This is a genomic window from Pelorhabdus sp. sgz311002, from assembly GCF_056134285.1.
Genome location: NZ_JBWBCL010000001.1, coordinates 96283 through 122045 on the forward strand (window position 1 = coordinate 96283; position 25763 = coordinate 122045).

A 25763-nucleotide genomic window follows, 5' to 3' on the forward strand; every position below is an offset into this window, starting at 1 on the left:
ACCTTGTGACGGCATAGGGGGGATATAAATTAAGGCATAAGAGCTTTTTGTCCTTATGCTTTTTTCTGCCTTCTTTTATAATAGCCTCCTAGATCCGAACAGTCTCAACCTAAATGTCGCAACTCGCCTGCAACATCAAAATGTTCAGCTAACTCCCAAGGCTCGTACATTACAGTGCTTAGACATATATCTTACATCATTTAGTTCTAGCTAGTATTTCATCCTGATGAGAATTTGCGTAATCAGATATGAATTTTTCCCAAGCTTCTCCAACTGATGAAGGTGTTATATTGTCCCAATCTCTTTTAGAAACAGGAATAGTAAAACTGCCCAATAGACCTTTACTATTAGAATAATCGAGCCTAGCAAAAAGGCAAATTTGATTGGTTTTTAGATTAAAAGTAATGTGATTAAGAGTATATGAGAGATCATCGTACTTACTCGTATATAAGTTGTACTCTTTTAGCCTTTGGATAAATATTTGACGACCTTTGTCTAAATACGTTATTTTAATCCATACATCAAGCACAGATTGATCTATATTACCATTAGCATCCTTGCCAAATTTAAGAGATTGAGTGTCAAAAAAATGGACGTAGCTATCATTTGAGAGGATTAATTGATACCGATCATTTGCACTGCAAATATTGCTGATGAGAATAACTGATAAAGCTACTAAAAAAATTCTAATTGTTTTTTTCATAATATTTCCCTCACTTAGATTAGTTTTTTTGCACCAAACAATCTTAATCTAAAAGCTGCAAATATAGAAAATTTGTGAGGCTTAACGTGTACACCTCTTTTTGCTAAGCTCTAGGAATTGGTTAGGCAGCATAGGTGTATATCCATATAAATCAAGGCATAAGAGCTTTTTGTTCTTATGCCTTTTTCTGTCTTCTTTTATAGTAGTCCTCTAGCTCCAAATAATCTTAATCTAAATACCGCAAACGCTTCTGTTACAGTAAAATGTTCGGCTAATTCCCAAGGCTGGTACAATCCGCTACTAATCACGTCTAATAACTGGTCTTCCGGTATGAGATGATTCGCGGCCCATTTTAAAGCTTTATACTCGGCTCTCGTTACCTCTGTTCGTTCAGTAAAACAATAAAATTCTTTTTTGGGTATGCAGATTCCGGCAGATGTGAAGTGGTGACCGAGTTCTTCTGCCATTATGCATCTTTGCTCAGCTGCTGTCTCTATATATGAGCTTAAGCCAATTACTGCAGAATCACCGCAGTTAAGGTATACGCCATAAAGCGGTGGTACTAATGGATAAGTAGTCGTTAAAATTCCTTCTTGCTCGGCAAGAGAAAGAAGTTTGTTCACCCTATCCCCTCCCCAGGGGTTTATTCAAATTTTAGCCCGTGCTTTTCAAATAAGAATTTTTTAAAGTCTTCAAGTGATTTTTGTGCTTCTGGTGGAAGCTGTTTAGTCGGATCGTCGGTCCGGTGCGCCGCGAGCGTTTCAATTTTTTGTGTTTGCGGATCGTTGGTGCGTCCGAGAAGATAGTCTGTCGTAACATTAAAAAGATCAGCTATTTTTTTTATTGTTTCAGTATCTGGTTCACCACGACCTTGCTCCCAATTTGATATTTGGTCACGCGAAGCCTTTATTCTGCTGCCAAATTCCTTTTGAGAGAGATCTGATTTTTTCCGTATTTCTTGTAAACGTTCTGAAAAAATACTCATACTACGCACCTCGAATTTATCCTTATAAGTTAAGATTACACATTATGAGTAAAAAATACAACAAATGAGTAAAAAAAGCACAAAAAATATTGACAGAGTAGAAAATACTCAATATAATATGAGTATAAAATACGCAAAGGAGGGGGAGCCTATGAGGCTGGCACTATTAGTCGCTAGGAAAAAGTCTAACCTTACACAAAAGGCAATAGCTGAAAAAGTCGGTATTAGTAGGGATACATATAGCAATATTGAGACCGGACGTAAAGTTAATGTAGATACAGTTCTTGCAGCTAAAATAGCTAATATCCTCGGCTATTCTTTAAGTGATATTTTTTTAGAATGTGATGAGTACAAAATACTCAAAACGAAAAGCGTGTAAAAACTGTCTGAGAAAGGAGCGTGAAAGCATGATAGAAACCCTTGAAAAGCAAATGGTGTCGGTTCGAATTCCGAAAGCGATGAATAAACGCTTGGAAGAGCATGTGCAGCTTTTAGGTGTATCCAAGACAGCATTTATCTTGATGCTGATTAGTCGTGAAATCGGATACGGTAAATCAGGCAATAAACTGGTTTGAGAAAATTTTATATAGCGAAGGGAGCGTTTTAGCAATGGTTTATTTGAAACTTAGTGAAGAGGCGGTAAGAGAATTTCATTCACTGCTCTGGTTATTAAATCGCAAATTAGGTAGACGAATTTATCGTCCTGAACAATTGCAACTAATCTCTATGATTAGGAAATTGGAATCTATCAATGATGAGAAGTACCTAGATAAAGATATTAAGGTGATTTGAATTTATCGGTAAACAAACTTAAGGGAGGGGACTTGTTTGGAAATTGAGAGACTTTACACGGTGAAGCAAGTATCAAAAATACTAAAAACTAATCCGAATTTTGTGTATGCACTGATTAGGCATGAATTACTTCCTGTTTTAAAACTGGGTTGTTATAAAATTCGTTGCTCGGCTTTAGACGAGTTTTTAGTTAAATACGAAGGCTATGATTTGAGTGATTTAAATGATTTAAATAACATTGTTCTGATAAATCCCAAGGAAGTCGGTTAAAAGGAGGCTCTAACAATGCTCATTCACCGTAATGTTAAGCCAGTTCGCATCCAGAGAAGAAATACTAAAGTATTGCCAGCCGACATGGTCTTATTCTTCATTATGGCCATATTCGCTCTAATTGTTGCAGGGCTTTATAGTTAAAAAAATTGCCCACCATGGGGGATGGTGAGCGGAAGGGTGAGGTTTGATTTTATTATACCCGCGAGAGGGGGTGAAGAACTTGGCAAAGTTGGAACGGTTTAAATCAATGCTGAGCAATCGAAAAATATCAATTTATCGGGCGCTTCGGTTAGAACTTGGCTTAAATCGTGAACAGGCAGCGGGACGGCTTAGTCAAAGCCCTGAAACGCTTGGGAGAATTGAACGTGGCGAACGCGAGCCACTGAAAGATGAGATTTTGCTTATGGACAAAGTTTACGGTTGCAATGATGAGCTGGTCGATTACTGGCTTGGTAGATTAAAGCTCAGCATGCAGAAGGTTTGGAAAAAGAAAAAGCCGCCTGTGTTGGCGCACAGACGGTTTTCGTAGGCTCTACTTTTAAATTTCAAAATCAGTATAGCACGCCAAATAGTCAACGTCAACGGAGGCGATGGCGTGAAAGATTTCTTGGTTTGCGATTACCCAATCGAGCTTAGTATTTTCCTTGGTTTCGTTTTAATTGTTCTTGAAATCTACACATGGAGGTTTGCACTATGAATTTTAAAATCGTGCGAGACGGAGAGTTTTTCCGAATTAAGCCGATTACGCCGATGGGCGAGAGTCTCTGTGACCATTGCTATTTTCATGGGGACCCGCTTCTATATGGCACGCTAGGTAAAGCCGTAGCAGTGATGGCAGGAATGGAGAAGACGTTGAAAAATCGCAGAGGTCATCCATGGATGCGAGTCCGAAAGGAGGGCACTCATTTATGAGCTCTTGCACAGTTCGATTCGCAAGCCAGGCAGAGCTTGATGAGCTTGCTAAAGTTCCAAAACCCAAGAAAGAACCGAATTATGATCGCAGTCCAATGTTCCGGCGGCGCGGCAAGAACGCGATGCGCATAGCGGGGACACGTAATTGTCACGATGCGTTCTAAAACAGCGTATGAGCTAGAAAAAAATGAAAAGGGCAAGGTTGCCCCAGTAAAAAAAGGGATGGCTCCTGTTCAGCGCGATGGCCTTGAATACGAGTTTACGGTGGTTCTTGACATGGATAATAAGAACCACGTTGCCGAAGCTGGCAAAGATCGTACAGGGTTGTTCGATGGAAAAATAGACGTTCCTACTGAAGAAACTGGACGTATGTTGAAAGATTGGCTTGAAACTGGCGTCGAGTATGTGCCAACGATCAGCGAGGTTACACGGCAGCATATCGGCATGGAAGCTAAACGAAAGGGCGCTTCAGCCGAAATCATCAAGGAAAATTTGCAAAATTTACAGGCAGTACAGAAAAAGGCAAACTCTGAGCAGGACGTTATGGCTGCTTCGGATAAAACGGTAATTTCCTTTCAGCAAGCTAGTATTTTTTTACAAACGGAATATGAAAGGCTTATGGAACGTGAGCGGCAGGTTCAGCGGGAAATGGATCAAATCAAGAATATTATTGAACAAATGCAGGAGCAGACAAAGGATAGTTCGCCAAAAGAAATGCAGAAATTAATGGATAATGGCAAAAAATTTGTTTCTGATATAGAAAATCTTCGTGAAGATATTTGTTGGCAAAAACCGGTTATTGCAGCTGCTCTATGGAAAGAGGCGCGTGAACAGGTAAAGCAGGTTTGTACTGGTATTCGAGAAATACCGGATAAAATAAAAGCTGCGGTTCGGGACAAAACCTATAGAATCGTGGATCAGGCTATTCAAAAGACTTCATCCATTTTTGATAAGGGTATCCAATATTTGCAGTCGAAGAAAGAAAGCGTGTTAAATCTTTCACCACTGGAAAAGAATCGTCAGGCTGCAGAAAGAGGGACACAGGAAGAAAAACAAACAATAGAGCAGCAGCAGGTGATTCAGCGTGTATCTGATCTAGTGAAGGGAAAAAGATTGCCATCCATTCAGGATAAGGTTTCTGATAATAAAATTAGTACTAAAAAACCAAGAAAAGTGCTTTTGCGCATTGAATCTAAAGCAAATATGCAGAGTCAGGAACATGAACGGGAAAGATCTATCTGATTAACGTTTTATATAAACTAAAAGGATCTGTGGCATTTAAAATGTGACAGATCTTTTTAGTTTGCATAAAGAATAAATGTTTTATGGTGGTATAATATTACAGTAAATAGATTTAGGAAGTGATCATATTGAATATAGAAAATTATATTGAAATGCAATACCGCGAATTACAATCGGATATTAATATTGAGTATCAAGATTTATATCATAATATTGAACATGATAAATTGAGAGAAATTCTTTCAACATTACATAGTATTTTTATTTCTACATATAAGACTATGAATGATAGGCTTCCTACAAATGAGGATACAGCGCATTTTTGGGCTGATCCTAGTAGAGAACTGCTACGTGCAATTGATATTTCTACTGGCTTGCAAAGAACTTTAAAAGATAGTAAGTTTGCATTTGATTTTGATTCATATTATGCAGACCTGATTGAAAAATCACAAAAATTTCTTAAAAAGAGTGGAGGAAGTGAAATTCCTTCGAATATGGAAAAAGTTGAGTTGTATTATAGTTTGCCAATTTTTACTCTTGTAGATTCTATAACTGTAGAAAGGTCTAGTGATGTAAAAACATTTTCATTACGATTGGTTGGCGAGGGATCGTATGCGAAGGTATTCAAATATCAAGATTCGTTTTATCAAACATGGTTTGCTTTAAAACGTGCAAAGAAAGAGTTGAATGATAAAGAGGTGGCAAGATTTAAACAAGAATTTGAAGAAATGCAAAGGTTGAATTCTCCATATATAGTCAAGGTTTATCGTTATGACGAAATAGCTAATGAATATATTATGGAATTTATGGACTGCACATTAGAAAGATATATTAGGCAAAATAATAATAAATTGGATATAGTGCAACGCAAGGGTATTGTAAATCAAGTATTGCGCGCGTTTCAATATATTCACTCAAAAGGGCGATTACACAGGGATATTAGTCATAATAATATTTTGTTAAAATTATATGATGATGTTCCTGTTGTTAAGATTGCTGATTTTGGCTTAGTCAAACGTCCTGATAGCACATTAACAACGGCTGGTACTGAATTTAAAGGTTCGTTTAATGATCCAACATTACGACTAGAAGGTTTTCAGAATTATAGCATGATTCATGAAACCTATGCTTTAACATTGTTGGTTTATTTTATTATGACAGGCAAATTAAATACAGGCGAAATAAAAAATACCTCTCTTAGAGAATTTGTTAAAAAGGGAATGTTTCCTGATAAAGAAAAGCGATACCAATCCGTTGGTGAAATGACGGATTTTTTTCGAACACTAAATTATATTGGATAATTTATAAAAATAGGAAAGGAATCTGTAAATATGTCCGTAAAACAGTTTCATATGATTTATGCTCTACATAATGGAAATCTGGTACATATATCAAATGTTTCTAATGGGTTAAAATGTGAATGTTTCTGTCCGGCTTGTAATGGAAAATTGATCGCCAAAAAAGGAAAAGTTATGATGCATCATTTTGCACATTATGACTCAGAAGAATGTAAATATGGATATGAAACATCATTGCATTTAGCAGCAAAACAAATGATAATGGAACATAAAAAAATTATGATTCCAGCTGTCTATCTTAATTTTCCAGGAAGCGGTAGGGAAAGAATATTGCTTTCGGAAGCAAAGGAAATCAAGGTTGATCAAGTGCTTTTAGAGCAGCGGCAGGAAAATATTATTCCAGATGTTGTTTTGATTAGTGATCAGAAAAAAATATATGTAGAAATTTATGTTACGCATGCTGTTGATACAGATAAGGCATTGAAAATAAAAAATAGTGGAATATCAACAATAGAAATAGACTTAAGTGCCTATAAGCAAAGTTTAGAAAAAGAGGATTTGGAAAAAATTATCTTCGAAGATTCAGAACAGAAAAAATGGATTTACAATAGCTTTGAAAAAGAATGTCTACAAAAGTTTATAAGCGTAGCTAAGCCTATGCCAATTATTTCACGTGGATATACTGAACATGTAGATTATTGTCCAATGAGCAGACGGAAATGGCATGGCAAGCCATATGCTAATTTTATAGATGATTGTTGTGGGTGTGAGTTTTGTATCTCTGCAGCAGAAGATAAGATTTTTTGCTCAGCAGAAGCTGGGATAGCGAAGATGGAAGATTTTCAAAAAAATATAGAAGAGCGGAAGCTGTTTTATATGAATAAAGCTGATGATGAAAGATATGATTGTTTTTCAAAGAGAATTTGCCCCAATTGTGGAGGGAAACTTGTAGAGCGTATGGGGAGATATGGAGAGTTTTGGGGCTGTGGCAATTATCCGCATTGTAGATTTACAGTAAATATTGATAAAGAGACAGGTGAAATTGTCATGAAGTCATGATATACTAACATCAACTTTTTAAGTTATTAATTTCTGCATGCATAAAAACCACTTCTACTCATGGGAATAAATACCATGGATGGAAGTGGTTTTTATGTATATAGAATAATTTATTTTATTGAAAAATATGTATTTGAGGAGGAAGGAGAAAGTGTATCTAAAGAAATTAGAGGCTCTGATTCCAATTCTATTTTATTACTATGAAAATCTAAACGATAAATTGGAGCACACTTTTTTATATAGATATCTTCAGAGCCAAAGGTAATTTCAGCATATACTGGCAAATCATAAGGTAGAGAGAGTTTATATAATTTTAATTGTGCTGCAGCTTTTGCAGAATTAATATAAAAAGGACTTTCTGGTTCATCAAATAAGAAGTGATTTCCTTGAAGTTTACCGCAATGGTGGCAATGATTTGCTAAATAACTATATCCACAAAAATTTGAATAACCCATATGATAATGAAAATTTTCGTCCAGATATTTCAATAAGCTTTCTGGAATTGGAGAAAACGAAGGCATTATATGAATTTCATCGTCAAATTTAATTGGTCCAGTATCAGCATCTTCAAATAAGTTATTATTTTCGTCATAATAGCTTTCGTAATCAAGGCAGAAAGAGCGTTCTACACCAAAGCAAACAACAGGAGTTTCGTGTTGGCATTTATAGCAGGTTTGTTTGCTCTCTACAATGTATATATAATCACAAAGAAATTCTATTTCCCCATTATTAGTTTTATTGAGAATCCATTTTAGAAATTTGTAATATTCAGAACGACTCTTTACATACCAGCGTTTTATTTCAGGATTCCATCTAGCACCTAAAGCTTTTACACTATCTTTTTCCGCATAAGGAACGTCTAAAAGTAACATAAAAGATTTCTCCTCACTAAATTATTTATAAATTTCAAAAAAATAAATGGTAAATTTTTGTCGATATTGAAACGATATATTTTACATAACACATCTATAAAAGCTGAAATAAAAAAGCAATTTTAATATTATACCAAAAACTTATGGAAAGGGCAATAAAACTTTGATATAATATGAAATATTAAAGATGACTAGGAGGTTCAGCATGGCGGCTATTAAAGAACTACTGTCAACTAAATCGAATGGATTAAATGTAAAATTATTTGAATATGACATTGCTGATGACCATAGCTTTGATGAATTAAAAGATTATTTAATATCAAAGATAAGAGCATCTAAAATACATAATGCGGAAAATTATGATTTAAACTATTATGGTTCAAAAAATTTAAATCCCGCATTTATCCAGAAATTTAATGAGCGAGTAGCTGAAATTACCATTCCACAGAAAGCAAAAATTCCACATTTTGATGTTCGAAGAGAAAGAGTTACAGAGTGGATGGCACAACAGTTACTGGAAAATAAATATGGTTGTAGATTTTATGATGAAGCAGATAAGCGGATAAATATTGAACCAGTAGATATTGATAAACATACAGCTGGTATTGATGTGCCCGGAATTAGAATAGTTAATGATCAAATTAAATTTGTTGTTTGTGAAGTGAAAGCTTCAGAGGATAAAAAAATACCGTGTAGTTCAGCTGTTTCGTTGCAAGAAGATATCCAAAAAGCAGTAGATAATAAAGAAGAAAGAGTTACTAGAGAAATTTTACAATATATGCAAGGTATTCGAAATATTAAAATGACGGATAATGAATTACAGATGATCGTTAATTTTTTAGCTAGAATGATAGTAAATTCAAGCGCTGATTTGGTAAAAAATATAATGTTTTTTCCTGTTATCATAAGAAATAATCAAGAAATAATCAAAAATAAAGACGCTGGAGATTACTGTGATTTTAGCATAAATGGCGTAGATTGTAAAAGTATTGAAAATATTATACTGGCATTTCAACAACCCATAACTCAGTTCAGTAATGATGTTTATAGAGAGGCGATTGGTAATGAGTAGCATTGACATGATTATAAACTCAATAAAAGCAGTTTTTAATATGAGTGAAGAGAAAATTTCTTCACTTAGTGTCATGCTGAATGCTATGGATGCTAATCATATATATAATAAATTTGGATTAATTGAGAACAAATACATATATTCAAAAGAAGACTTGTTATCAAAAACAAATCTTCTCAATGCTTTACTGGAATTAGTTTTGGAAAACCCAAATATGGAAGCGATTGATATAAAGGAACGAAAAAATCTGTTGATTAATTTATATGGAACAACAGCATCTTTGTATGAACAATTATTTGATCAATCGCAGGAGTCTGTACTAGAAAATTCATCATATCTTGTTATGTATAGTATGCTTTCTTATTTAGCGGATAAGCAGACAATATCCAATCTGGTAATAGAAGAATATAATAAAAAATTAACGTATAAAAAATCTGTACTTTCTGGTATGGATATTATGAAACAATTAGAATTTAGTACCTATTATTTGATTGTTTTGATGGTTAGTAATATCAAAAATTATGATGGGTTGGTAAATCTGAATTCTAATATTGAGCGAGCACAAGAATTATTAGACGAAGCACAAGAGATTGAATTGGCTAAAGAAAAAATATGTGTTGAAAGTGGCATGAAAATAAGTGCCTTTGGCAATATTATTTATCTTACAGGATTATTGAAAGAATATTTATTTAATGGGAAAATCAGCAATGAAGAAAACCAAAATGTTTACAGTTTAATTAACATATACTCATATAATGTATTTCATTTGCTTGGTGTAGAAAATATAGAGTTAAAATTAATAGGCCATTTATTGAAGTATGCGTATGGGCAGATTGCAGAAAATTCTATATGGAATATAGCAGAAAAATCTCCTAAAATTCGCGAGTTTATTGAAAATAATTTAGCGGGAAATGGTAGGTATATTTATTCATTATTACCTTCGCAGCGAGAGGTCATTTCTGAAGTACTAACACCAAAGAAAAGTATAATAGTGGGAATGCCTACAAGTGCAGGGAAATCTTTGTTGGCGGAAATGCAAATTTTGTTCAGTTTACATAATTATAAAACGAAAGATTTTAGCCCTACTGTTTGTTATGTAGTGCCTACAAACGCATTAATCGATCAAGTTAAACGTGATTTGCTGGAAGATTTTAAGGCATTCGACTTTAATATTGAAACTGCATTGCCGTATTACGATATAGATGAGATAGAAGAAGAAATATTAAATCGGGATCATATTGATATTTTAATTAGCACTCCTGAAAAATTGGAATCATTAATTAGACAAGAGCATCCTTCTATAAAGAGTACAAGACTGGTCATTTTAGATGAAGCTCATAATTTGGGAGACGCATCTAGAGGATCTAAATTTGAATTGGTTTTAGCAGCTGTAAAACAAAAAATGAAAGAAGCAAACTTCTTATTACTCAGTCCCTTTATTTCAAATGCAGAAGATATTGGAGAATGGTTGGATGAGTCTAAAAGAAATTCTGCGGTTGTTTCAATGGAATGGACCCCAACACGTCAATATATAGGATGTAATTTATTAAAAAATAAGAAAAAAGATTCTGTGTTAGAATTTTATAAGTCAGCTAGAAATCAACTAGGTACAGAAAATATCGAAATAAAATTGAGAAGCAATCCAGTGGCTGTGAAAGAAGAATTGGGTGCTAAAAGTATAAATGATGGTGTAAAATTATGCGTTATACTTCGTGATTTTATTGATCAAGAAGGCAATATCTTAGTGTTGTGCGCAGGACGTGGAACGACCAAACATTTAGCAGAGCAAATAACAAAATATTTTATTGAACATAATAAATTGCAGGATTTGAGCTCAAATTTAGATGTTAAGAAAGCATTGGAAATTATTAAGTTAGAAACTAATGAAAATGATGCTTTGTTGGAGTGCGTAAAATACGGTGTATGCTATCATAATTCAGGACTTTCGAGCCTAGTAAAAGAAACCATTGAAGATTTAATTCGGAAAAACCAAATGAAAATAATATTTGCAACTACCACATTGGCGCAGGGGATGAATTTTCCGATTAATACGGTTATATTTGATACAGTTAAATTTAGGGGACAGAATTCACGTTATCTTACTAATGCAGAGTTTTGGAATATAGCAGGACGAGCAGGAAGAGCCTATAAAGATATGGAAGGATATATTATTTTATCTTTTGTTAAATCTCAAAAGGAAACTAAAGGAAATACTATAAGATATATTAAAGCAGATTTAGAAGAGGTAGTTTCATCTTTAAATGCATTTTTTAGTGGAGATAATCAAGTTTTATTAGATTATGATTTCTTGAAAAATCCTCAAAATATGCCTGTCTTAAATTTATTACAGTATATTAACCATGTTTTAAATATCGGATATGATTACAACATTAATCCAATGGATATGGCGAAAATTAGAACTATATTAAATGATTCTTTTTTATATCATAGTTTAAGTAAGCAGGATGGTTTTATTAATGCACAGAGAAAACTAAATAATTTTGTGACTCAATATGTACGACATGCAAAGGAAAAGAAAAAAGAAGATCTAGTGAAAGCAGATCAGCTCGGTATTAGTGATATTAGTTATTCAAAAGTGAAGGCTATTATAGGTGCATTTATAAATAGGCTAAAGGAAGAGGGGGATAACGAATATAAAGTTTCTGAAATCATATTACAAACAAAGAATGTTGAAAGATTAGCAGAAATTGTTGAAATTATTGCCAGAATTCCGGAAATTAATATTGAAATGGTAGGACAAGGAAAACTAGATCCACGAAGTATTGCAACGCTTTTACTTGGATGGGTGAGTGGAAAAAAGATTAAGACTATTGCAGCCGAAATTAGAAGAGAAGAACAATCTATACAAGATGTAATAGAATTATGTAATAGATATTTAAATAGCCAGATGAAATCATATATGCCGTGGGGAATAAATATTTATCAAGAATTGAGTTATGACTTAAAAACTGATAATGCAAAAATGTTACCATCATATATTTATTACGGTGTATCTAGTAAAGAGGAGGTTATTATTTCTAAGACAGGGGTGCCGCGATTCGCAACGAAAAATGTTTTGCAGATTTTAAAAGGTGATCATCCGGAAGTTGATATAAAAGTTGAAAACATAGGGATAATAAAGAAGTTAATTCGAGAAATCAATCAAAGCAAGTACCATGTGGAAAATGTTTCGGGAGAGATTATTAAAGCGATTGTGGATAGTAAACTTGAGTAAAAATATGCTTACTCTGGATGTAGGTGCGCTTCTAACACGTCATAGACTGTTGACCACATCACACTCCCGTTAATGATGTATTAAAATCATTAACGGGAGTATTTTTTTTATGTGAAAGAAAAGACCGGAGCCAACAAAATTATGCAAAATACGATATAATAAAAGTGTGAAGAATAATTTTCCAAATAAATTAATGATTAATCTTTTAAGAATAATTAATGATACGGAGGATAGGGATGATTGATTTTAAGAAGTTAGGAAATCGGTCTAGTATAGTACAATTAGAACCTAGGGATATTTTTATGTCTCTTCCATCAAGAAATGAACTATATAAATATCCTAGAGATGTTCAAAGCGAAGTTTGGAAACAATGGTTTGAAAAGCGTGATAATAAAAATTGTATAATAAAAATGAATACTGGTAGTGGAAAAACAGTAGTTGGGCTGATTATTTTAAAAAGTTGTTTAAATGAAGGAAAAGGACCAGCTGTATATGTAGTTCCTGATAATTATTTGATACAGCAAGTTTGCTCTGAAGCGAATAGACTTGGAATTAAGGTTACAAATGATGAAGCTGATATTGATTACTTACGTAAAGAAGCTATTTTAGTTATTAATATTCAAAAACTGGTTAATGGCAAAAGTGTTTTTGGTATGCGTTTAGGTAATAATGTTGATATAGGAAGTATTGTTATTGATGATGTACATGCATGTATGGCCAAAGTGGAAAATCAATATACTGTATCTATTCCCGTATCTAATCCGTTATACAAATCTTTACTAGAATTATTTGAGAACTCCCTTAAAGCTCAATCAGAAAATAAATATTTAGATATTGCTGATAATAATGATCCTTTTGCAAGCATGTTAGTTCCGTTTTGGGAATGGCAGAAAAAATCCAGGGAAATATATACAATACTAACTTCAAATCAGGAAAGTATTGAATTTAATTTTCCGTTAATTAAAGATTGTTTAACGTTATGCAATTGTGTTGTTTCTGCAAAGTGCATTGAAATTACCCCTAAATGCATTCCTATTCACAAAATATCTAACTTTGTCAGAGCAGAACGAAGAATTTTTATGAGTGCAACACTGGCAGATGACAGTGTATTTTGTACCGATTTAGGATTGAATTCTTCTGAGCTATCCACTATTATTTCACCTGAAAAAGCAAATGATATTGGCGACCGATTAATAATTTTTCCCCAAGTTATGAACAAGCAAATTACTGATGATGCAATAAAAATAAAGATCAAAGAAATGTCGATTAAACATAATGTTGTTATTATTGTTCCATCTTATAATCGTGCGAAATATTGGAGAGATATTGAAGATATGGAGCTCAATAAGGATAATTTGGATCAAGGGGTCGAACGTTTAAAACATGAACATGTGGGAGTAACTGTCCTAATTAATAAATATGATGGAATTGATTTGCCCGATGATGCGTGCCGGGTACTTGTTATCGATGGTTTACCTAGTATGCGGAGTGAATTTGATTGCTTTGAACAGAATGCAAACCCAAATAATCAAAGATTGCGACGCGAGCAAATTCAAAAAATAGAACAAGGGATGGGACGCGGAGTGAGATCTAACACAGACTATTGCGTTGTTGTTCTATTAGGAAAGGGTTTAGCGGATATTATTTACGGTTCAGATGGCTACTCTTACTTTAGTGAAGCTACAAGACAACAGTTTAGATTATCAGAAGATCTATGGAAGCAATTAACAAAGCCTACAGTAGATGATGTCATGGGGTTGGCAGAGTATTCTTTGTCTAGAAATATAGATTGGATTACAGTAAGTAAAGAAACATTATCATCTGTAAGATATAGCACGGAACCACATATAAATAATACATTACTAGCTATACGTAATGCTTTTGATGTTGCCGAATCAGGTCGTTATCACGAAGCGGCTGATATATTGACAAAGGAAAAAGACAATATTACTGATAAGGAACTTAAGGGCTTACTAAAACAATATACTGCAGAGTATACTAATTTTTATAATCCGGAAGAAGCACAGCAAATACTGTTATCAGCTAGTTTGGACAATCGAATGATCATAAAACCAATACAGGGCATTCAGTTTACTAAAGTATTAAATCGTACTGGAGCACAAGCTCAATTTTTTATTGATTATATGACACAAAATGGAATTACATCTAATAAGTATATTCTAAGAGTTAATTCGATCTTGGAAAAATTGACATTTGAAGAAGATACTGCAAAGGTTTTTGAGGCGGCGTTAAAAGATATTTCATTTTTATTAGGAATATATTCGAATCGCCCAGAGGATGAATATGGAAAAGGGCCCGATAATTTCTGGGATATTGGCACGTCGAAGTTCTTAGTAATTGAATGCAAAAATGGGACTATTACTGATACGATATGTAAGCATGATTGTAATCAATTAAATGGCTCATTAAACTGGTTTGAAGCCTTATACAGGAGTAATAGTTGCACATGCGTTCCTATAATGATACATAACAGCAATGTTTTTGAGTATGCATGCTCACCTAATGCTAGTATACGAATCATGACTCCTGACCTATTAGAAAAATTTAAAACAAATGTTGAGCAGTTTGCAATAAATGTTACTCAGGTAGATTCGTTTACTAATATAGTTAAGATTAATCATTTATTGAGCCAGTTTAGATTATTAGGAGGACAATTTGTTGATGCATTCACTACTCGATTTCATGTAAAAACCAAGTGATTTTATAGTATTAATAAATTTATAAATTCCACCCTTGATACATTTTTTCTTCAACAATTTTTGTCTTGTCTTTAATGTTTGATTCATTATTCCAATGAGCGTCCAAATGGAGGTCTTTTTCTCTTGAAATAAGTCTTTCAGCGAGTGCAGAAATATGAGCTGAAATTGCCTGTTTCTGCTCATTGCGGGCAGTCTGCAGAATGGGGTGTGGATGTCTTGCTAATTTCTTTTGTAAAGCTGTATTTTTATGTCGTGATTCATGGGGCGTATAGAGGCGGATAACTTCAGGAGTAGAATCATTTTTGATCGGAATAGAAGAACTTTGGATTTTCCATTTACTGTTGTTGTCTGTTGTTATTTGAAGCTCATATTTTGGAACCGTGCCACGGCTTATATTGTCGCCAAGTTTTACGGCAGTCGATGTATAGCTATTATCTATATTTTTGGCTGTATTTACCGAGGTAGGAAGCTGCTCTAAAAGGGCATAGGAATCACTCTTATAAACCAAAATTTTTAGCTTAGAAATAGGCTGGATGCCGTCGATTTTACATTTGCGATTTAATGCTGCCGGGAGCTTATCCGTGAAAAGTATGATATCCATATTTTCTGTGCTAAGTTTTTGTGCAGCTTCACTATATTTATCAACCTGCTTTTTGAATGAAAGATATTCCACATAAAGCTGTTTACTTTGACGCAGTTTTTCATCATTTTCCTGCTGTAAAACTTTAAAAATATCGTCCATTTTTTCTTTGGCTTCACCATTTATAGCGCGGCGATAATTATTGAGCTGCTTACCAAGAACATTGCGTTTTTCGGTAAGCAGCTTTATTTTTTTACTGTATTCGGCCAGTTCATGCGTTTTATCAGGAACGCCATAAAGGGAAGTAGCCAGCTCTTTTGTACGTTGCAACTCCTTAGCCGTTTTTGCATAGGCTTTGCGTGTTTTATCGTACAGATGATTCAAGGCTTTATCCTGTGCAGCAAGTCGCAATTGTTGATTGTTAAGAATATGTGGTTTCAAGGATTTATAGGCAGCTAATTTATCATCTGCCAGCTTTCGGTAATTAGAGGCTGTTTCTTCGAGATAAGAATATACATCACCAATGGTTATAATGAGCGGTTCTTCCATGATTTCTGCTGCTTCAATTTTTGCTTTTTCCGCATCTTGCTCTTTTTGCAGCCGCAGACGTTCTAGTTGTATTTGCCGGGAGACTTGGCGGAGTAAAACATCATTAGCAAAAACTAAGATATTTTGTTCTTTAGAAGAAAGAGAAGAAATGCCTGTTTCTTCAACACTTTCCGGGAAATCTGATTCGTGATCTGTTTGTTCAATTTGGTCCATAATTTTTTGCATAACTACCGGATTTCGATAAGCGCTGCCAAGGTGTGGGGCCGGGGTTCGGTTGAGAAGTTCAGCTTCGTCATTTTTCCCGACTAAAACTAGTTCTTCATGCTGGGCATTTAGGGTCTTTTCACTGATACAAGTGGAAAGCCCCTTTTCTTGGAATCTTTCATTGACCAATTCAGCCCAGCGTTTCCGTAAATGAAACGTCATTTCTTTAGATATGAATTCTCTAGATGAGCGATAGCCCTGCGTTGGTTCACCAGCCCGATTTATCGCATAGTGGTTGAAAAATTTATTAGGAGAAAGTGGTCGGTCGCGTTCGATAATTTTTTCATTAAACATCAGATGGCAATGGATGTTTTTGTGGCTCTTATCAAATGTAGCAGCTTTATCATGAATGGCATAGGAATAGGCATGGTGATCCTTAATACCGGTTTCTTTTAAAAGCTGTTCGACCAGTTCCATGTTTTCAGCAAGTGTGAATTCTTCCTGCAGGGCAAAACGAAACTCCCGGTAAGCACGGCCATCTGGTTTATCCCGGTGGGCTTCCGCTTCTTCCCAAAACATTCCCGGATGGTCGGCCCAACTCGGCATATTTCCATAAGCGGTAAAAGCAAGATCCTCTTCGCGATTTTCCATATGGGCGTATTCGCCTTTGCGGAAAATATAATCGTAATGTGTTTTTGTATTTAGTTTGGTGCCGTTTTTTCGCGTGCCATGAGGTGTATTTTCAAAATAGTAATGGGCCATAGCTATTCCCTTTAGCAGCTCCGGATTTTTCGGGGCTGCTTTTTCTTTTTAAAATTTGTAAAAATTTTTCGGTTCGTTGTTCCGAAGGAAAACGAAGCACGGCAAAGCCGTCTACCGGAGGTAGCAATCCGGTCCAGCTGGAGGGTGGCGCAACAAAGCTCGCTAGAGTTTTGTGTAAATGCGCATTATGGGTTTTAGCTCTCGCCGTTGATTCGTTTTTCTACTTATATTATATGATTTTTATTTCTAAATGTAAAACAAATATTATTTGTATTTTGGTAAAAATATTAACTAAAATTCTTTATTCTAGACTATTTTGGACAAATATTATTATTTACTTTTTATTAAAATAATGATAATATTTCACCGTAAAGGAGGTGAAATATATGGAACCGCAAACGAAATTTTTCCCAAAAGGAGAACCGACAGAAGTATTTGACCGAAAAGCTGCAGGCACGTTCCAAAGTGATTTATATAATCTGGCCTTAGATAAAGATGTGGCGAAAAAAAGGAACTTACTATATCTCGTGCTTTTGATCATTTGTGTGCTTTCCATTATTTTCATTGCGACAACAGCAAATTATAAAACGTATGTCGTTCGTGTGGACAATGCCACGGGGCAGGTAGAAACTGGCGGCCAATTAAAGGCAACCAACTATAAACCACAGGAGGCCGAAATCAAAACCTTTTTAGCGCAGTTTATTGCTGATACAAGGACCATTCCGCTTGATCCAGTCCAATATAAAAACAATTGGAATCGCTCTCGGCATTTTATGACGCAGGAAGCAGCACAGAAAATAAATGCAATCGTATCGAAAGATAATCCAGTAGGGCTCCTTGGTCGCATGACAGTGCAGCCGCAGATCCGTTCTATTCAATTGCAGCCAGGATCAAATTCAACCTATCAGGTTCGCTGGATTGAAGAGGAATATGCCATCAGTGGCAATACAACGGGGAGAAAAGTCAGCTATGTTGCGCTCTTTTCTGTTGCTATTGAACCGCAGAGCAAAGAAGAAGAATTACTCATTAATCCGTTGGGCCTGAAGATTAAGGATTTAGCCATCAGTAAAGAAAATGAAAGCAAGGAGTGATTGCTTTGAACCATCGTAAAGTTTTTATCGCGGTAGCTATAGCGGTTTCGATGTATTCATCCAGCTTGATTGCCCTTGCTGAGCAGAAAGCCTTTTATACAACAGAAGATGCCTATGTTTCTGCATCTAAATTGATGTATGACTATAACGAGGGCAGTGTGTATCAAGTGTATGTACAGCTTGGGCACGTGACGGATATTTCTTTGCATCCGAATGAAAAGTTAGTGGGAGTCTTAGCCGGAGATACAGAGCGCTGGAATATTGAGACGGCTAGTGTAGATAGTACCGTTCATGTTTATGTAAAACCAAAGTTTGCGGATATTGGCACAAATTTTATCATCAATACGGAGAAACGTTCTTATCATTTAGCGGTATCATCAGCGGCTACATATAATCCCGTCATTTCATGGGACTATCCAGAAGAAATGTATCGAAAACTGGCAAATACGGAAGTTTATCAAAATCGCGAAGAAAAAGAATTTCTAGATATTTTCACAGAAAAAGTTGATGGGCGTTATGTAGCCAAAACGATGAACTATTCCTATGAAACTAAGGGTAGTAAAAAAGCGGATACGGCTTTATTTCCTCTGAAGGTTTTTGATGATGGAACACGGACCTATATTCAGATGCCAAAGTCTAATAAATATGATTTGCCGGTTCTTTATAATGTCGAAAGCAGTGACAAAGAGAAACTGACGCTCGTAAATTACCGGGTGCACGGGGCCTATTTCATTGCAGATCGTGTATTTACGCATGCCAGACTTTATTATTCAGCCAATGTCTATGTAGATATTTACCCCAAAAAAGAAGAATCAGGTCTGCCAAAACTTCTAACAGGTGGTGATAAAAAGTGATATTTGACAAGGTGAAAGGCCTGTTTCATAAAAAGCGGGATGAAGATTTTGAAGAAGAGGAAACTGAAACACTTGATGAAAAAGCAGAAAAAGAGATAGGGGAGAGTGGTGAAATAGATTTTTCGGATGACGATGATCCAGAAAGTCGGGCGAAAACCTTAAAGAAAAAAGCCATTATGGTCACTGGTGGAGCCGTCCTACTTTGTGCGATTACGGCAGCTGCCAGCAATACGTTTTTCGGGACAAAAGAGAAAGTAGATAAACCGCTTTCTAGTCAAAGTGTTGCAACAGCTGCTACACCGGCAGAACAGCTTCCAGACAAGTATTCGGAGATTGGCAAGTATCAGAAAAATAAAGGGAATGATCTAAACAGCAATGGGGGGCAAGGTGGGCAGGGGACAAACTCACCAATCAGAGCGCAGAATTCATACCAGGCAACTAGTACAACAACCAGTCGCCCCGCTTCAGCTACATATGTGCCAGCAACGCCTGCAGCGCATGTCTTTGATACTAAGCGCTTTGCCGACAGTGTAAAGGAAACAGAACAGGCTATTGCTGCGGTGGAGAACACGTTGGAAAATCTCAATAATAGAATTTTGATGATTACAGGTCTGAATTCCGAGTTGCAAAGTGTTTTCAAGGCTGTGCAGGGAATTGGCGATATGCCAACAGGAAAAAGTGCAGCAGAGCTGGATGCGATTTTTCGGGAGATTAAAGAAAAAGCAGAGAATGATGAAGCGTATGAAATTCTTCTCTATACCAGCTTGGAAAATGCGAATCGGGATGCGGCCAATGCTGCACAAAAAGTTTTTCAAAATCAGCAGCTTAGAAAAAATGCGCAAGAAGAGGTTCTACAAACAAACACAGACGGCCTTTTAGGTGAACAGCAAAAAAAGAATACGACAGAAGTTTTGGAAGCTTTAGAGAGTATAGATCAGGCAGAAGTCAAGGGCTCGGAATTTATGAAGCAAGTGACTATGCAAGAAGCTGAATTTACGGCCAATCGCATAGAGAGAAAAAGCCAGAGCTGGGGAGTTTTATGGTTATGATCCCTATCATCCAAACGAATATGATATGCAAAAACGGGTAGTGCAGACGAAAAGCCTTGGTTTTATGCAGTATGGGGAATGAAAAAGAGCAGGGCGTTTGCCCTGCTCTAAAGGTATACATTCTATTTTTCTTTGGTAAAGGATAAGACGAAAAGTTCCAAACATTGACGGCAAAGTTTGAGCTTATCATGGGAAAGGGCATTTAAGAGCTTGTTGATGCGTGTCCGTTCCCAATCTGCTGCAGTATCTTCCAAGACTTGTTTTGGCGAAGTTGGCTGATTGTTTTCTCCATAGAGTAACCATTCAAGGGAAAACCCCATTTTACCAAGCTTTTGGATGACTTCTGCAGAAGGGATTGTGCCGTGTTCAATCGAGGAAAGGGCTGATTGACTGATAGATAAATCTTTAGCGAATTCTTCTTGTGACTTGTCGTAATAGACACGAATGACTTTAATGCGCTGCGCTAAGGTATCTGCTTCTGTATCTACAGAAGCATCTTTGGCGGGTGTTTTTCCAGAAAGATAATCCGTTGTCACATCAAAGATTTCTGCGACTTTTTCAAGAAGCTCTGGTGTTGGCTCATCTTTTCCAGTCTCGTACAAAGAAATTTGAACTTGAGTCGTATTTAAAAGATCCGCCAACTCGCCTTGCGTCATTTTTCCTTTTCGTATTTCTTTCAGCCGTTTTGCAAATTCACTCAACCCAATCACCTACTTATATATTTACCGTAAAACAAATAATATATATTATATTTTATCACAATAAAAATAAAAAGGAAGTGTTTCTTTTGAGTAAAGTTTTATTTTATGTGTAGCTTTTCATAATACAGTGTTAAATGCGGAAATAAACAAGGCAATGTATTATTGGATACAGGCATGAGTCCTGGCGGGATTATACATAACATGAATACTATGGGAATTAATGTAAATTATATGCAAGCGATTATACTGAGCCATGGTCACATGGACCATACTATGGGGTTAACTGCGTTAATTGATAAACTAAAGATGCATCAAATACCAATTGTATTTCATCCCGATGCTTTATTAGAAAGAATGGTAGTAATGCCGGACGGGTATGAAAACAATGTTTCAATACCCCAATTAACCACTTCACAACAGGAAAAAGTTGTTTTTGTTAATAAGACAGATCCCACTCTTTTAGTTGATAACATGATTCTAGTTTCCGGTGAAATTGCGCGAACCACTGATTTCGAGAAGGGATTTCCTATCCACTATACAAAACGCGAAGGTCAATGGGAAAATGATCCGGTAATAAAGGATGATCAGTGCGTTATTGTAAAAGTGAAGGGAAAGGGATTGGTTGTAATTACGGGGTGTTGTCATTCTGGACTTATTAATACTATCCGTTATGCTCAAATGCTGACTAATTGTCAACAAGTCTATGCTGTATTAGGTGGTTTTCACTTAACGGGTGGCATATTTGAAAAAATTATTCCTGAAACAATTGATGAATTACAAAAAATTCGACCAACCTTTTTAATGCCTGGCCATTGCACTGGTTGGTCTGCTATTCATCAAATTGCCCTAGCAATGCCTGAAACATTTATACCAAACAATGTTGGTACTACACTAGTTTTTCAAGCAAACGAATAAATTGATTTTGATGTAAAAAGCTTGGATTATTAGCATAAGCAATCGCTAAATTTTTTGGATATAAGAAATAACACTATGACCTTGCGTCGAATTGTTGGACATGGAGAATACCCTCTATAATAAAATGGGAGGGATTCAACATGGGAGAACGGAAGAAATTTGACAAGGCATTTAAAGAGCAGGCAACAAGACGGATTATCGAAGGGGAAACGGCCATCACCAAAATGGCTGACGAACTTGGCGTACATTATACTACTGTGAGAGATTGGGTCAGACAGTATAAAAAAGATGGTGCTAACTCTTTTCCCGGTAGCGGCAATCTCAAGCCCGAAGATGGCGAACTAAGGAGATTGCGTCGTGAACTGCCGATCTGAAAGAAGAAAACGAAATACTAAAAAATGCGGCGGCCTACTTCGCGAAAAATCAGAAATGAAAAAGTTCATGTTTATCTATGAACACCGCTTCAAATTTCGGATTGCGAAGATGTGTAAGGCCTTTGGAGTATCTCGAAGCGGCTATTATCCCTTTGCCGAAAGACCTGAAAGCAAACGAAGTCAGGAGAATCGGCAATTGCTGAAAACCATTATGAAAATCCACGAAGAAAGACATAAAATATATGGTGCTCCCCAGATTGCGGAAAATCTACCGCACCATAAAAAGGCCAGTCGAGGGCGCGTCGCTCGGCTTATGAGAGCAAACGGAATACGATCCAAAGTTACTAAGAAGTTCAAGGCCACAACCAACTCAAAGCATAGCCTCCCGGTAGCGGATAATATTCTGAATCGAAATTTCACGGCAACTAGGCCTAACGAGAAATGGGTTTCAGATATAACCTATGTAGCGACTAAAGAGGGCTGGCTCTACCTGGCGGGAGTCATGGACTTATTTGGTCGCAGAATCGTTGGCTGGGCCATGGATAGTCGCATGAAGACCGAGCTGGTTTCAGCGGCCTTAAAGCTGTTTTGGCGGAGCTTATTACCGATCAAATTATGCAGATTGGTCAATAGCTTGAGAATCTGATTGCCATTCCAATCTTTCGGTAATAATGGTATGGGGAGAAACGGATCTTGTAGTAATATATTGTCAATATGTTCATCTAAATCAAGATAGCTATTAAATAACTTGAGATCATCCGAATCGTGGATGGTCTTTTCTATATTTGAAAAGTTTTTGGTAATCCATTGTTCTTCTTGTTTATATAGATTTTCCAGTTTGGAAATATTCCATAATCTATAAGCTTGTTCAAATGTAATAGGTGTCATTGAAAAAGGGCCTTTAATAATATTTACATATTCTTTTAGCTCTAATCTTTCTAGAGAAGTTCTAATCGCTGTTTCGTAATCTCATGGAGAAATATAGATGTTACTATAATATTGCGCAAAGCCCAAATTAGTAATAATCGACTTGAAGGTATCTTTTTGTTTACGACGCTTTTCAGGAATTTGCATGATAACTACACACCAGTTATTATTAAATGATTCATTTACATGTTGACGTTTATTATTTAAACTTTTAGCCGCTTTTTTTCCATATTCCGTAATTCGGTATGTTCCACGAGAGACAGATTCGATACAATTAATTTTCTTTAACTGGGAAAGTGTATTGCGAATTGTAATTTCTTTGTAGCCTCTAATCTCATAAATATCGATTAGTTCTTTAGCTTGTACTGTATTAGAAATATCAATTAATCCCAGAATTTGTTTTTCTATCGATTTCAAAGTAGGAGACTCCTTTTATTCATTATTTAAGTATGATTAATTTAAATAAACTCAAATATATTATACTAAAATCGTAATAAAATATATATATTATTATAATGAAAAAATAAAAATAATAATATATATATTAAAAAATACGATATTTGTATTTACAAGTATAATGATCGGGCGTATTATTAATTCTTGTAAGCAAAATTTTTGCAAAAGGAGCGATAATTTGAATTATCGGTGGTGCCTCAAGACAACTAAATCGTTAGGGGGAAAAGCACATGAAGATAGTAGCGATTAATGGGAGCCCTAAAGGAAGAGACAGTAACACTAATGTTATGATTACTGCCTTTTTAGAAGGAGCTCAGGAAGCAGGAGCAAAAACCAAAAATGTTTTTTTAGCGGAAAAGGATATCAAATATTGTAGAGGTTGTTCATCCTGCCATTTTAATCATGGACAATGTGTGATTAATGATGATATGGCGGAAATAATATCCCTTGAAAATGGAGCTAACATCCTTCTTTTGGGAACTCCTCTGTACTTTTATCATATTTCTGGACTTTTAAAAGCTTATATCGATAGAAGTTACGTGAAGGGGTATGACTTAGGCTACGGCCATTTGGAAATGACTGCAACAGGGCAATATAAATCTACTGCAAAACCAGAAAAACAAGTTCCCAAAATAGTAATGATGTCTAACTGTGGTAATACAGGAAGATCTATTTTTGAAGCTGTTTCTCAATGGATTAGGAAGACTGCTTTAATGATGGACACGAAATTGATTGGGGAAATTTACGCCACCCAAGGAATGCTCCTAACCTCTAAGAATGAAAAAGTACAACCTATTATTTCAGACTATTTACAATTATTGAAGAAGGCAGGAAATGAAATTGCTACCAATGAGGCCATGTCAGTGACGACAGAAAAGGCATTAGAAAATAGTTTTGTTCCTGATGAGATGTATATTAAAGGGCTTAACCGCCAGATCGACATCATGAGAAAGTCCAATTTATAATTTCGAAGATCAAAACGAATTCTTGCTCAGTCTATAAAGTTTTGTTGAATTTTAGTCTCAAAAACCACCGTTTTGCGGTCAACTTTACCGACATTGCTGTCCCCAAGGCTCATACGCTTTCATTTGCTGGCGTATGAGCCTTGGAGACAGCTTATTTCACTACAAACTAAACTGATTTAGTACGTTAAGATGTAGTTGTTATTACATAAATGACCAGGAATTATTTTCCTTAATTAATTAGCAGGGGATTTATTCTAAAATACGAACTGTTTACTATTAGATATTACATGAATAAAAGACTACAACGACAGTGGTGGAGGATAAATATTATGCAAGAAAAAATTAAGTTTTCAATTATAATTCCGGCTTATAACGAAGAGAACTATATCACTAAATGCTTAGATTCAATTATTGCTGCATCAGCATCTTATAAGAACCAAGTTGAGGTAATAGTAGTATTGAATCGTTGTACTGACCGAACCGAAGAAATTGCATTATCATATGGTTGCATTATAGTAAGGGAAGATGCTAAAAATCTTTCCAAAATCAGAAATGCTGGGGCTAAAGTCGCAAAAGGAGAAGTATTAGTTACCATAGACGCAGATAGCTGGATGAGCGAAAACATGCTAATAGAAATAGAGAAAGAGTTAATTACAGGAAAATATATAGGTGGCGGTGTTTCGATTAAAGGAGAAAGGACTTCTTTGGGTCTGATATTAGGAAGTTTAGTAATCATTTTTTCAGTTCTTATGCAGTATGGAGTAATATCTGTAGGTCTTTTTTGGTGTTATAAAAAAGACTTTGATGCAATAAATGGGTTTGACGAAAACTTGCTTCTTGCAGAAGATGTTAATTTTGCATTGAGGTTAAGAAATTGGGGTAAACAATGTGGAAAAAAATTCAATACAATAAAAAAAGCATATATAACCACATTATCCAGAAAACATGATAAATTTGGTGATTGGAATTGGTTTAAGAATGCAAGAGGGATTTTTAAAATTCTTAGAAGAGCCAATCCTGATGTAGCAGGTTTTAATAGCCAAGATCAGGAAATAGCAAATAAAGTGTGGTATGATATAAAAAGATAACCTAAGAATACCAAATGCCATATTTTCTACAGAAATTAAAGCATACTTGATTTTTTAAAGATTAAGTATGCTTTAATTATTCCAA

At 35.4% G+C, this 25763-nt stretch carries 26 protein-coding genes and 2 pseudogenes; 20 read left to right on the top strand and 8 right to left on the bottom strand.

Annotated elements, in window-relative coordinates; translation table 11 throughout:
* Nucleotides 1–196 precede the first annotated feature (196 nt).
* The 3 genes from AC0NJP_RS00465 to AC0NJP_RS00475 form a co-directional block, all read right to left on the bottom strand.
* Nucleotides 197–703 (bottom strand): hypothetical protein, encoded by a 507-nt coding sequence (locus tag AC0NJP_RS00465; protein WP_474698407.1) that lies wholly within the window; start codon nt 701–703, stop codon nt 197–199.
* 197 nt (nt 704–900) lie between these two features.
* A complete protein-coding gene (locus AC0NJP_RS00470; protein WP_474698408.1) occupies nt 901–1326 on the bottom strand; it encodes an ImmA/IrrE family metallo-endopeptidase in 426 nt (141 codons plus the stop codon).
* A 20-nt stretch (nt 1327–1346) separates the two neighbouring features.
* Nucleotides 1347–1688 carry a helix-turn-helix domain-containing protein gene (locus tag AC0NJP_RS00475; RefSeq protein WP_474698409.1) on the bottom strand — a complete coding sequence of 114 codons (342 nt, stop codon included), beginning with the start codon at nt 1686–1688 and terminating at the stop codon, nt 1347–1349.
* Between the two features lie 151 nt (nt 1689–1839).
* Between AC0NJP_RS00475 and AC0NJP_RS00480 the strand changes: the two genes are divergently transcribed.
* The 9 genes from AC0NJP_RS00480 to AC0NJP_RS00520 all read left to right on the top strand — a co-directional run bounded on the left by AC0NJP_RS00480 (nt 1840) and on the right by AC0NJP_RS00520 (nt 7264).
* Entirely contained in the window at nt 1840–2067 is a 228-nt protein-coding gene (locus AC0NJP_RS00480) for a helix-turn-helix transcriptional regulator (RefSeq protein ID WP_474698410.1), read from the top strand.
* A 28-nt stretch (nt 2068–2095) separates the two neighbouring features.
* Entirely contained in the window at nt 2096–2263 is a 168-nt protein-coding gene (locus AC0NJP_RS00485; RefSeq protein ID WP_474698411.1) for a hypothetical protein, read from the top strand.
* A gap of 253 nt (nt 2264–2516) precedes the next feature.
* Complete coding sequence (locus AC0NJP_RS00490) at nt 2517–2750, top strand: helix-turn-helix domain-containing protein (protein WP_474698412.1); 234 nt, start codon at nt 2517–2519, stop codon at nt 2748–2750.
* 15 nt (nt 2751–2765) lie between these two features.
* Complete coding sequence (locus AC0NJP_RS00495) at nt 2766–2894, top strand: hypothetical protein (protein WP_474698413.1); 129 nt, start codon at nt 2766–2768, stop codon at nt 2892–2894.
* A gap of 79 nt (nt 2895–2973) precedes the next feature.
* Nucleotides 2974–3282: a helix-turn-helix domain-containing protein gene (locus tag AC0NJP_RS00500; protein ID WP_474698414.1), complete on the top strand. Its 309-nt coding sequence runs from the start codon at nt 2974–2976 to the stop codon at nt 3280–3282.
* Between the two features lie 164 nt (nt 3283–3446).
* Nucleotides 3447–3665 (top strand): hypothetical protein, encoded by a 219-nt coding sequence (locus AC0NJP_RS00505; protein WP_474698415.1) that lies wholly within the window; start codon nt 3447–3449, stop codon nt 3663–3665.
* Nucleotides 3666–3818: 153 nt separating this feature from the next.
* The gene (locus AC0NJP_RS00510; RefSeq protein ID WP_474698416.1) at nt 3819–4907 is read left to right on the top strand and encodes a hypothetical protein; all 1089 of its coding nucleotides are present in this window, start codon (nt 3819–3821) and stop codon (nt 4905–4907) included.
* A gap of 119 nt (nt 4908–5026) precedes the next feature.
* On the top strand, nt 5027–6208 hold the full coding sequence (locus AC0NJP_RS00515; RefSeq protein ID WP_474698417.1) for a protein kinase domain-containing protein: 1182 nt from the start codon (nt 5027–5029) through the stop codon (nt 6206–6208).
* 30 nt (nt 6209–6238) lie between these two features.
* Nucleotides 6239–7264 carry a topoisomerase DNA-binding C4 zinc finger domain-containing protein gene (locus tag AC0NJP_RS00520; protein WP_474698418.1) on the top strand — a complete coding sequence of 342 codons (1026 nt, stop codon included), beginning with the start codon at nt 6239–6241 and terminating at the stop codon, nt 7262–7264.
* 110 nt (nt 7265–7374) lie between these two features.
* Here AC0NJP_RS00520 and AC0NJP_RS00525 read toward each other — a convergent pair whose 3' ends face one another.
* Entirely contained in the window at nt 7375–8136 is a 762-nt protein-coding gene (locus tag AC0NJP_RS00525; protein ID WP_474698419.1) for a DUF5710 domain-containing protein, read from the bottom strand.
* Between the two features lie 205 nt (nt 8137–8341).
* On the opposite strand from AC0NJP_RS00525, the gene AC0NJP_RS00530 reads away from it, so the two are divergent.
* From AC0NJP_RS00530 to AC0NJP_RS00540, 3 genes are all read left to right on the top strand, one after another.
* A complete protein-coding gene (locus AC0NJP_RS00530; RefSeq protein ID WP_474698420.1) occupies nt 8342–9208 on the top strand; it encodes a hypothetical protein in 867 nt (288 codons plus the stop codon).
* Nucleotides 9201–12443, top strand: a complete 3243-nt coding sequence (locus tag AC0NJP_RS00535; protein WP_474698421.1) for a DEAD/DEAH box helicase — start codon at nt 9201–9203, stop codon at nt 12441–12443. Before AC0NJP_RS00530 ends, AC0NJP_RS00535 begins: the two co-directional genes overlap by 8 nt.
* A 236-nt stretch (nt 12444–12679) precedes the next feature.
* Nucleotides 12680–15163, top strand: coding sequence for a DEAD/DEAH box helicase family protein (locus AC0NJP_RS00540; protein WP_474698422.1), 2484 nt, complete (start codon nt 12680–12682; stop codon nt 15161–15163).
* A 19-nt stretch (nt 15164–15182) separates the two neighbouring features.
* Here the strand turns inward: AC0NJP_RS00540 and AC0NJP_RS00545 are convergent, their stop codons facing one another.
* Nucleotides 15183–17258, bottom strand: coding sequence for a MobA/MobL family protein (locus AC0NJP_RS00545; protein WP_474698423.1), 2076 nt, complete (start codon nt 17256–17258; stop codon nt 15183–15185).
* A gap of 386 nt (nt 17259–17644) precedes the next feature.
* Here AC0NJP_RS00545 and AC0NJP_RS00550 point away from each other — a divergent pair, with 386 nt between their 5' ends.
* The 3 genes from AC0NJP_RS00550 to AC0NJP_RS00560 are packed head-to-tail and all read left to right on the top strand — an operon-like array spanning nt 17645 to nt 20252.
* Entirely contained in the window at nt 17645–18349 is a 705-nt protein-coding gene (locus AC0NJP_RS00550; protein ID WP_474698424.1) for a VirB8 family type IV secretion system protein, read from the top strand.
* Between the two features lie 5 nt (nt 18350–18354).
* A complete protein-coding gene (locus tag AC0NJP_RS00555; RefSeq protein ID WP_474698425.1) occupies nt 18355–19203 on the top strand; it encodes a TrbG/VirB9 family P-type conjugative transfer protein in 849 nt (282 codons plus the stop codon).
* On the top strand, nt 19200–20252 hold the full coding sequence (locus tag AC0NJP_RS00560; protein WP_474698426.1) for a hypothetical protein: 1053 nt from the start codon (nt 19200–19202) through the stop codon (nt 20250–20252). Before AC0NJP_RS00555 ends, AC0NJP_RS00560 begins: the two co-directional genes overlap by 4 nt.
* 122 nt (nt 20253–20374) lie before the next feature.
* On the opposite strand, the gene AC0NJP_RS00565 is transcribed toward AC0NJP_RS00560, so the two are convergent.
* Entirely contained in the window at nt 20375–20953 is a 579-nt protein-coding gene (locus AC0NJP_RS00565) for a helix-turn-helix domain-containing protein (protein WP_474698427.1), read from the bottom strand.
* A gap of 153 nt (nt 20954–21106) precedes the next feature.
* On the opposite strand from AC0NJP_RS00565, the pseudogene AC0NJP_RS00570 reads away from it, so the two are divergent.
* The 3 genes and pseudogenes from AC0NJP_RS00570 to AC0NJP_RS00580 form a co-directional block, all read left to right on the top strand.
* Nucleotides 21107–21868 (top strand): annotated as a pseudogene (locus AC0NJP_RS00570) (MBL fold metallo-hydrolase); the annotation flags it as partial.
* 140 nt (nt 21869–22008) lie between these two features.
* Nucleotides 22009–22242, top strand: a complete 234-nt coding sequence (locus tag AC0NJP_RS00575) for a transposase (RefSeq protein WP_474698428.1) — start codon at nt 22009–22011, stop codon at nt 22240–22242.
* Nucleotides 22226–22888, top strand: a complete 663-nt coding sequence (locus AC0NJP_RS00580) for an IS3 family transposase (RefSeq protein ID WP_474698429.1) — start codon at nt 22226–22228, stop codon at nt 22886–22888. Before AC0NJP_RS00575 ends, AC0NJP_RS00580 begins: the two co-directional genes overlap by 17 nt.
* A gap of 20 nt (nt 22889–22908) precedes the next feature.
* Here the strand turns inward: AC0NJP_RS00580 and AC0NJP_RS00585 are convergent.
* Nucleotides 22909–23130: pseudogene (locus AC0NJP_RS00585) on the bottom strand (hypothetical protein); the annotation flags it as partial.
* A gap of 81 nt (nt 23131–23211) precedes the next feature.
* Nucleotides 23212–23586 (bottom strand): hypothetical protein, encoded by a 375-nt coding sequence (locus AC0NJP_RS00590; RefSeq protein ID WP_474698430.1) that lies wholly within the window; start codon nt 23584–23586, stop codon nt 23212–23214.
* 269 nt (nt 23587–23855) lie between these two features.
* On the opposite strand from AC0NJP_RS00590, the gene AC0NJP_RS00595 reads away from it, so the two are divergent.
* Both AC0NJP_RS00595 and AC0NJP_RS00600 read left to right on the top strand, forming a co-directional pair.
* The gene (locus AC0NJP_RS00595) at nt 23856–24590 is read left to right on the top strand and encodes a flavodoxin family protein (protein WP_474698431.1); all 735 of its coding nucleotides are present in this window, start codon (nt 23856–23858) and stop codon (nt 24588–24590) included.
* Between the two features lie 329 nt (nt 24591–24919).
* Nucleotides 24920–25678 (top strand): glycosyltransferase family 2 protein, encoded by a 759-nt coding sequence (locus tag AC0NJP_RS00600; protein ID WP_474698432.1) that lies wholly within the window; start codon nt 24920–24922, stop codon nt 25676–25678.
* Nucleotides 25679–25763: the final 85 nt, after the last annotated feature.

What these genes read in the sequence shown, in the direction of transcription:
- AC0NJP_RS00480 (WP_474698410.1), top strand. Translation starts at nt 1,840, where the DNA reads ATGAGGCTGGCACTATTAGTCGCTAGGAAAAAGTCTAACCTTACACAA.
- AC0NJP_RS00550 (WP_474698424.1), top strand. Translation starts at nt 17,645, where the DNA reads ATGGAACCGCAAACGAAATTTTTCCCAAAAGGAGAACCGACAGAAGTA.
- AC0NJP_RS00535 (WP_474698421.1), top strand. Translation starts at nt 9,201, where the DNA reads ATGAGTAGCATTGACATGATTATAAACTCAATAAAAGCAGTTTTTAAT.
- AC0NJP_RS00540 (WP_474698422.1), top strand. Translation starts at nt 12,680, where the DNA reads ATGATTGATTTTAAGAAGTTAGGAAATCGGTCTAGTATAGTACAATTA.
- AC0NJP_RS00495 (WP_474698413.1), top strand. Translation starts at nt 2,766, where the DNA reads ATGCTCATTCACCGTAATGTTAAGCCAGTTCGCATCCAGAGAAGAAAT.
- AC0NJP_RS00510 (WP_474698416.1), top strand. Translation starts at nt 3,819, where the DNA reads ATGCGTTCTAAAACAGCGTATGAGCTAGAAAAAAATGAAAAGGGCAAG.
- AC0NJP_RS00545 (WP_474698423.1), bottom strand. Translation starts at nt 17,258, where the DNA reads ATGGCCCATTACTATTTTGAAAATACACCTCATGGCACGCGAAAAAAC.
- AC0NJP_RS00475 (WP_474698409.1), bottom strand. Translation starts at nt 1,688, where the DNA reads ATGAGTATTTTTTCAGAACGTTTACAAGAAATACGGAAAAAATCAGAT.
- AC0NJP_RS00575 (WP_474698428.1), top strand. Translation starts at nt 22,009, where the DNA reads ATGGGAGAACGGAAGAAATTTGACAAGGCATTTAAAGAGCAGGCAACA.
- AC0NJP_RS00525 (WP_474698419.1), bottom strand. Translation starts at nt 8,136, where the DNA reads ATGTTACTTTTAGACGTTCCTTATGCGGAAAAAGATAGTGTAAAAGCT.
- AC0NJP_RS00520 (WP_474698418.1), top strand. Translation starts at nt 6,239, where the DNA reads ATGTCCGTAAAACAGTTTCATATGATTTATGCTCTACATAATGGAAAT.
- AC0NJP_RS00485 (WP_474698411.1), top strand. Translation starts at nt 2,096, where the DNA reads ATGATAGAAACCCTTGAAAAGCAAATGGTGTCGGTTCGAATTCCGAAA.
- AC0NJP_RS00595 (WP_474698431.1), top strand. Translation starts at nt 23,856, where the DNA reads ATGAAGATAGTAGCGATTAATGGGAGCCCTAAAGGAAGAGACAGTAAC.
- AC0NJP_RS00505 (WP_474698415.1), top strand. Translation starts at nt 3,447, where the DNA reads ATGAATTTTAAAATCGTGCGAGACGGAGAGTTTTTCCGAATTAAGCCG.
- AC0NJP_RS00600 (WP_474698432.1), top strand. Translation starts at nt 24,920, where the DNA reads ATGCAAGAAAAAATTAAGTTTTCAATTATAATTCCGGCTTATAACGAA.
- AC0NJP_RS00465 (WP_474698407.1), bottom strand. Translation starts at nt 703, where the DNA reads ATGAAAAAAACAATTAGAATTTTTTTAGTAGCTTTATCAGTTATTCTC.
- AC0NJP_RS00530 (WP_474698420.1), top strand. Translation starts at nt 8,342, where the DNA reads ATGGCGGCTATTAAAGAACTACTGTCAACTAAATCGAATGGATTAAAT.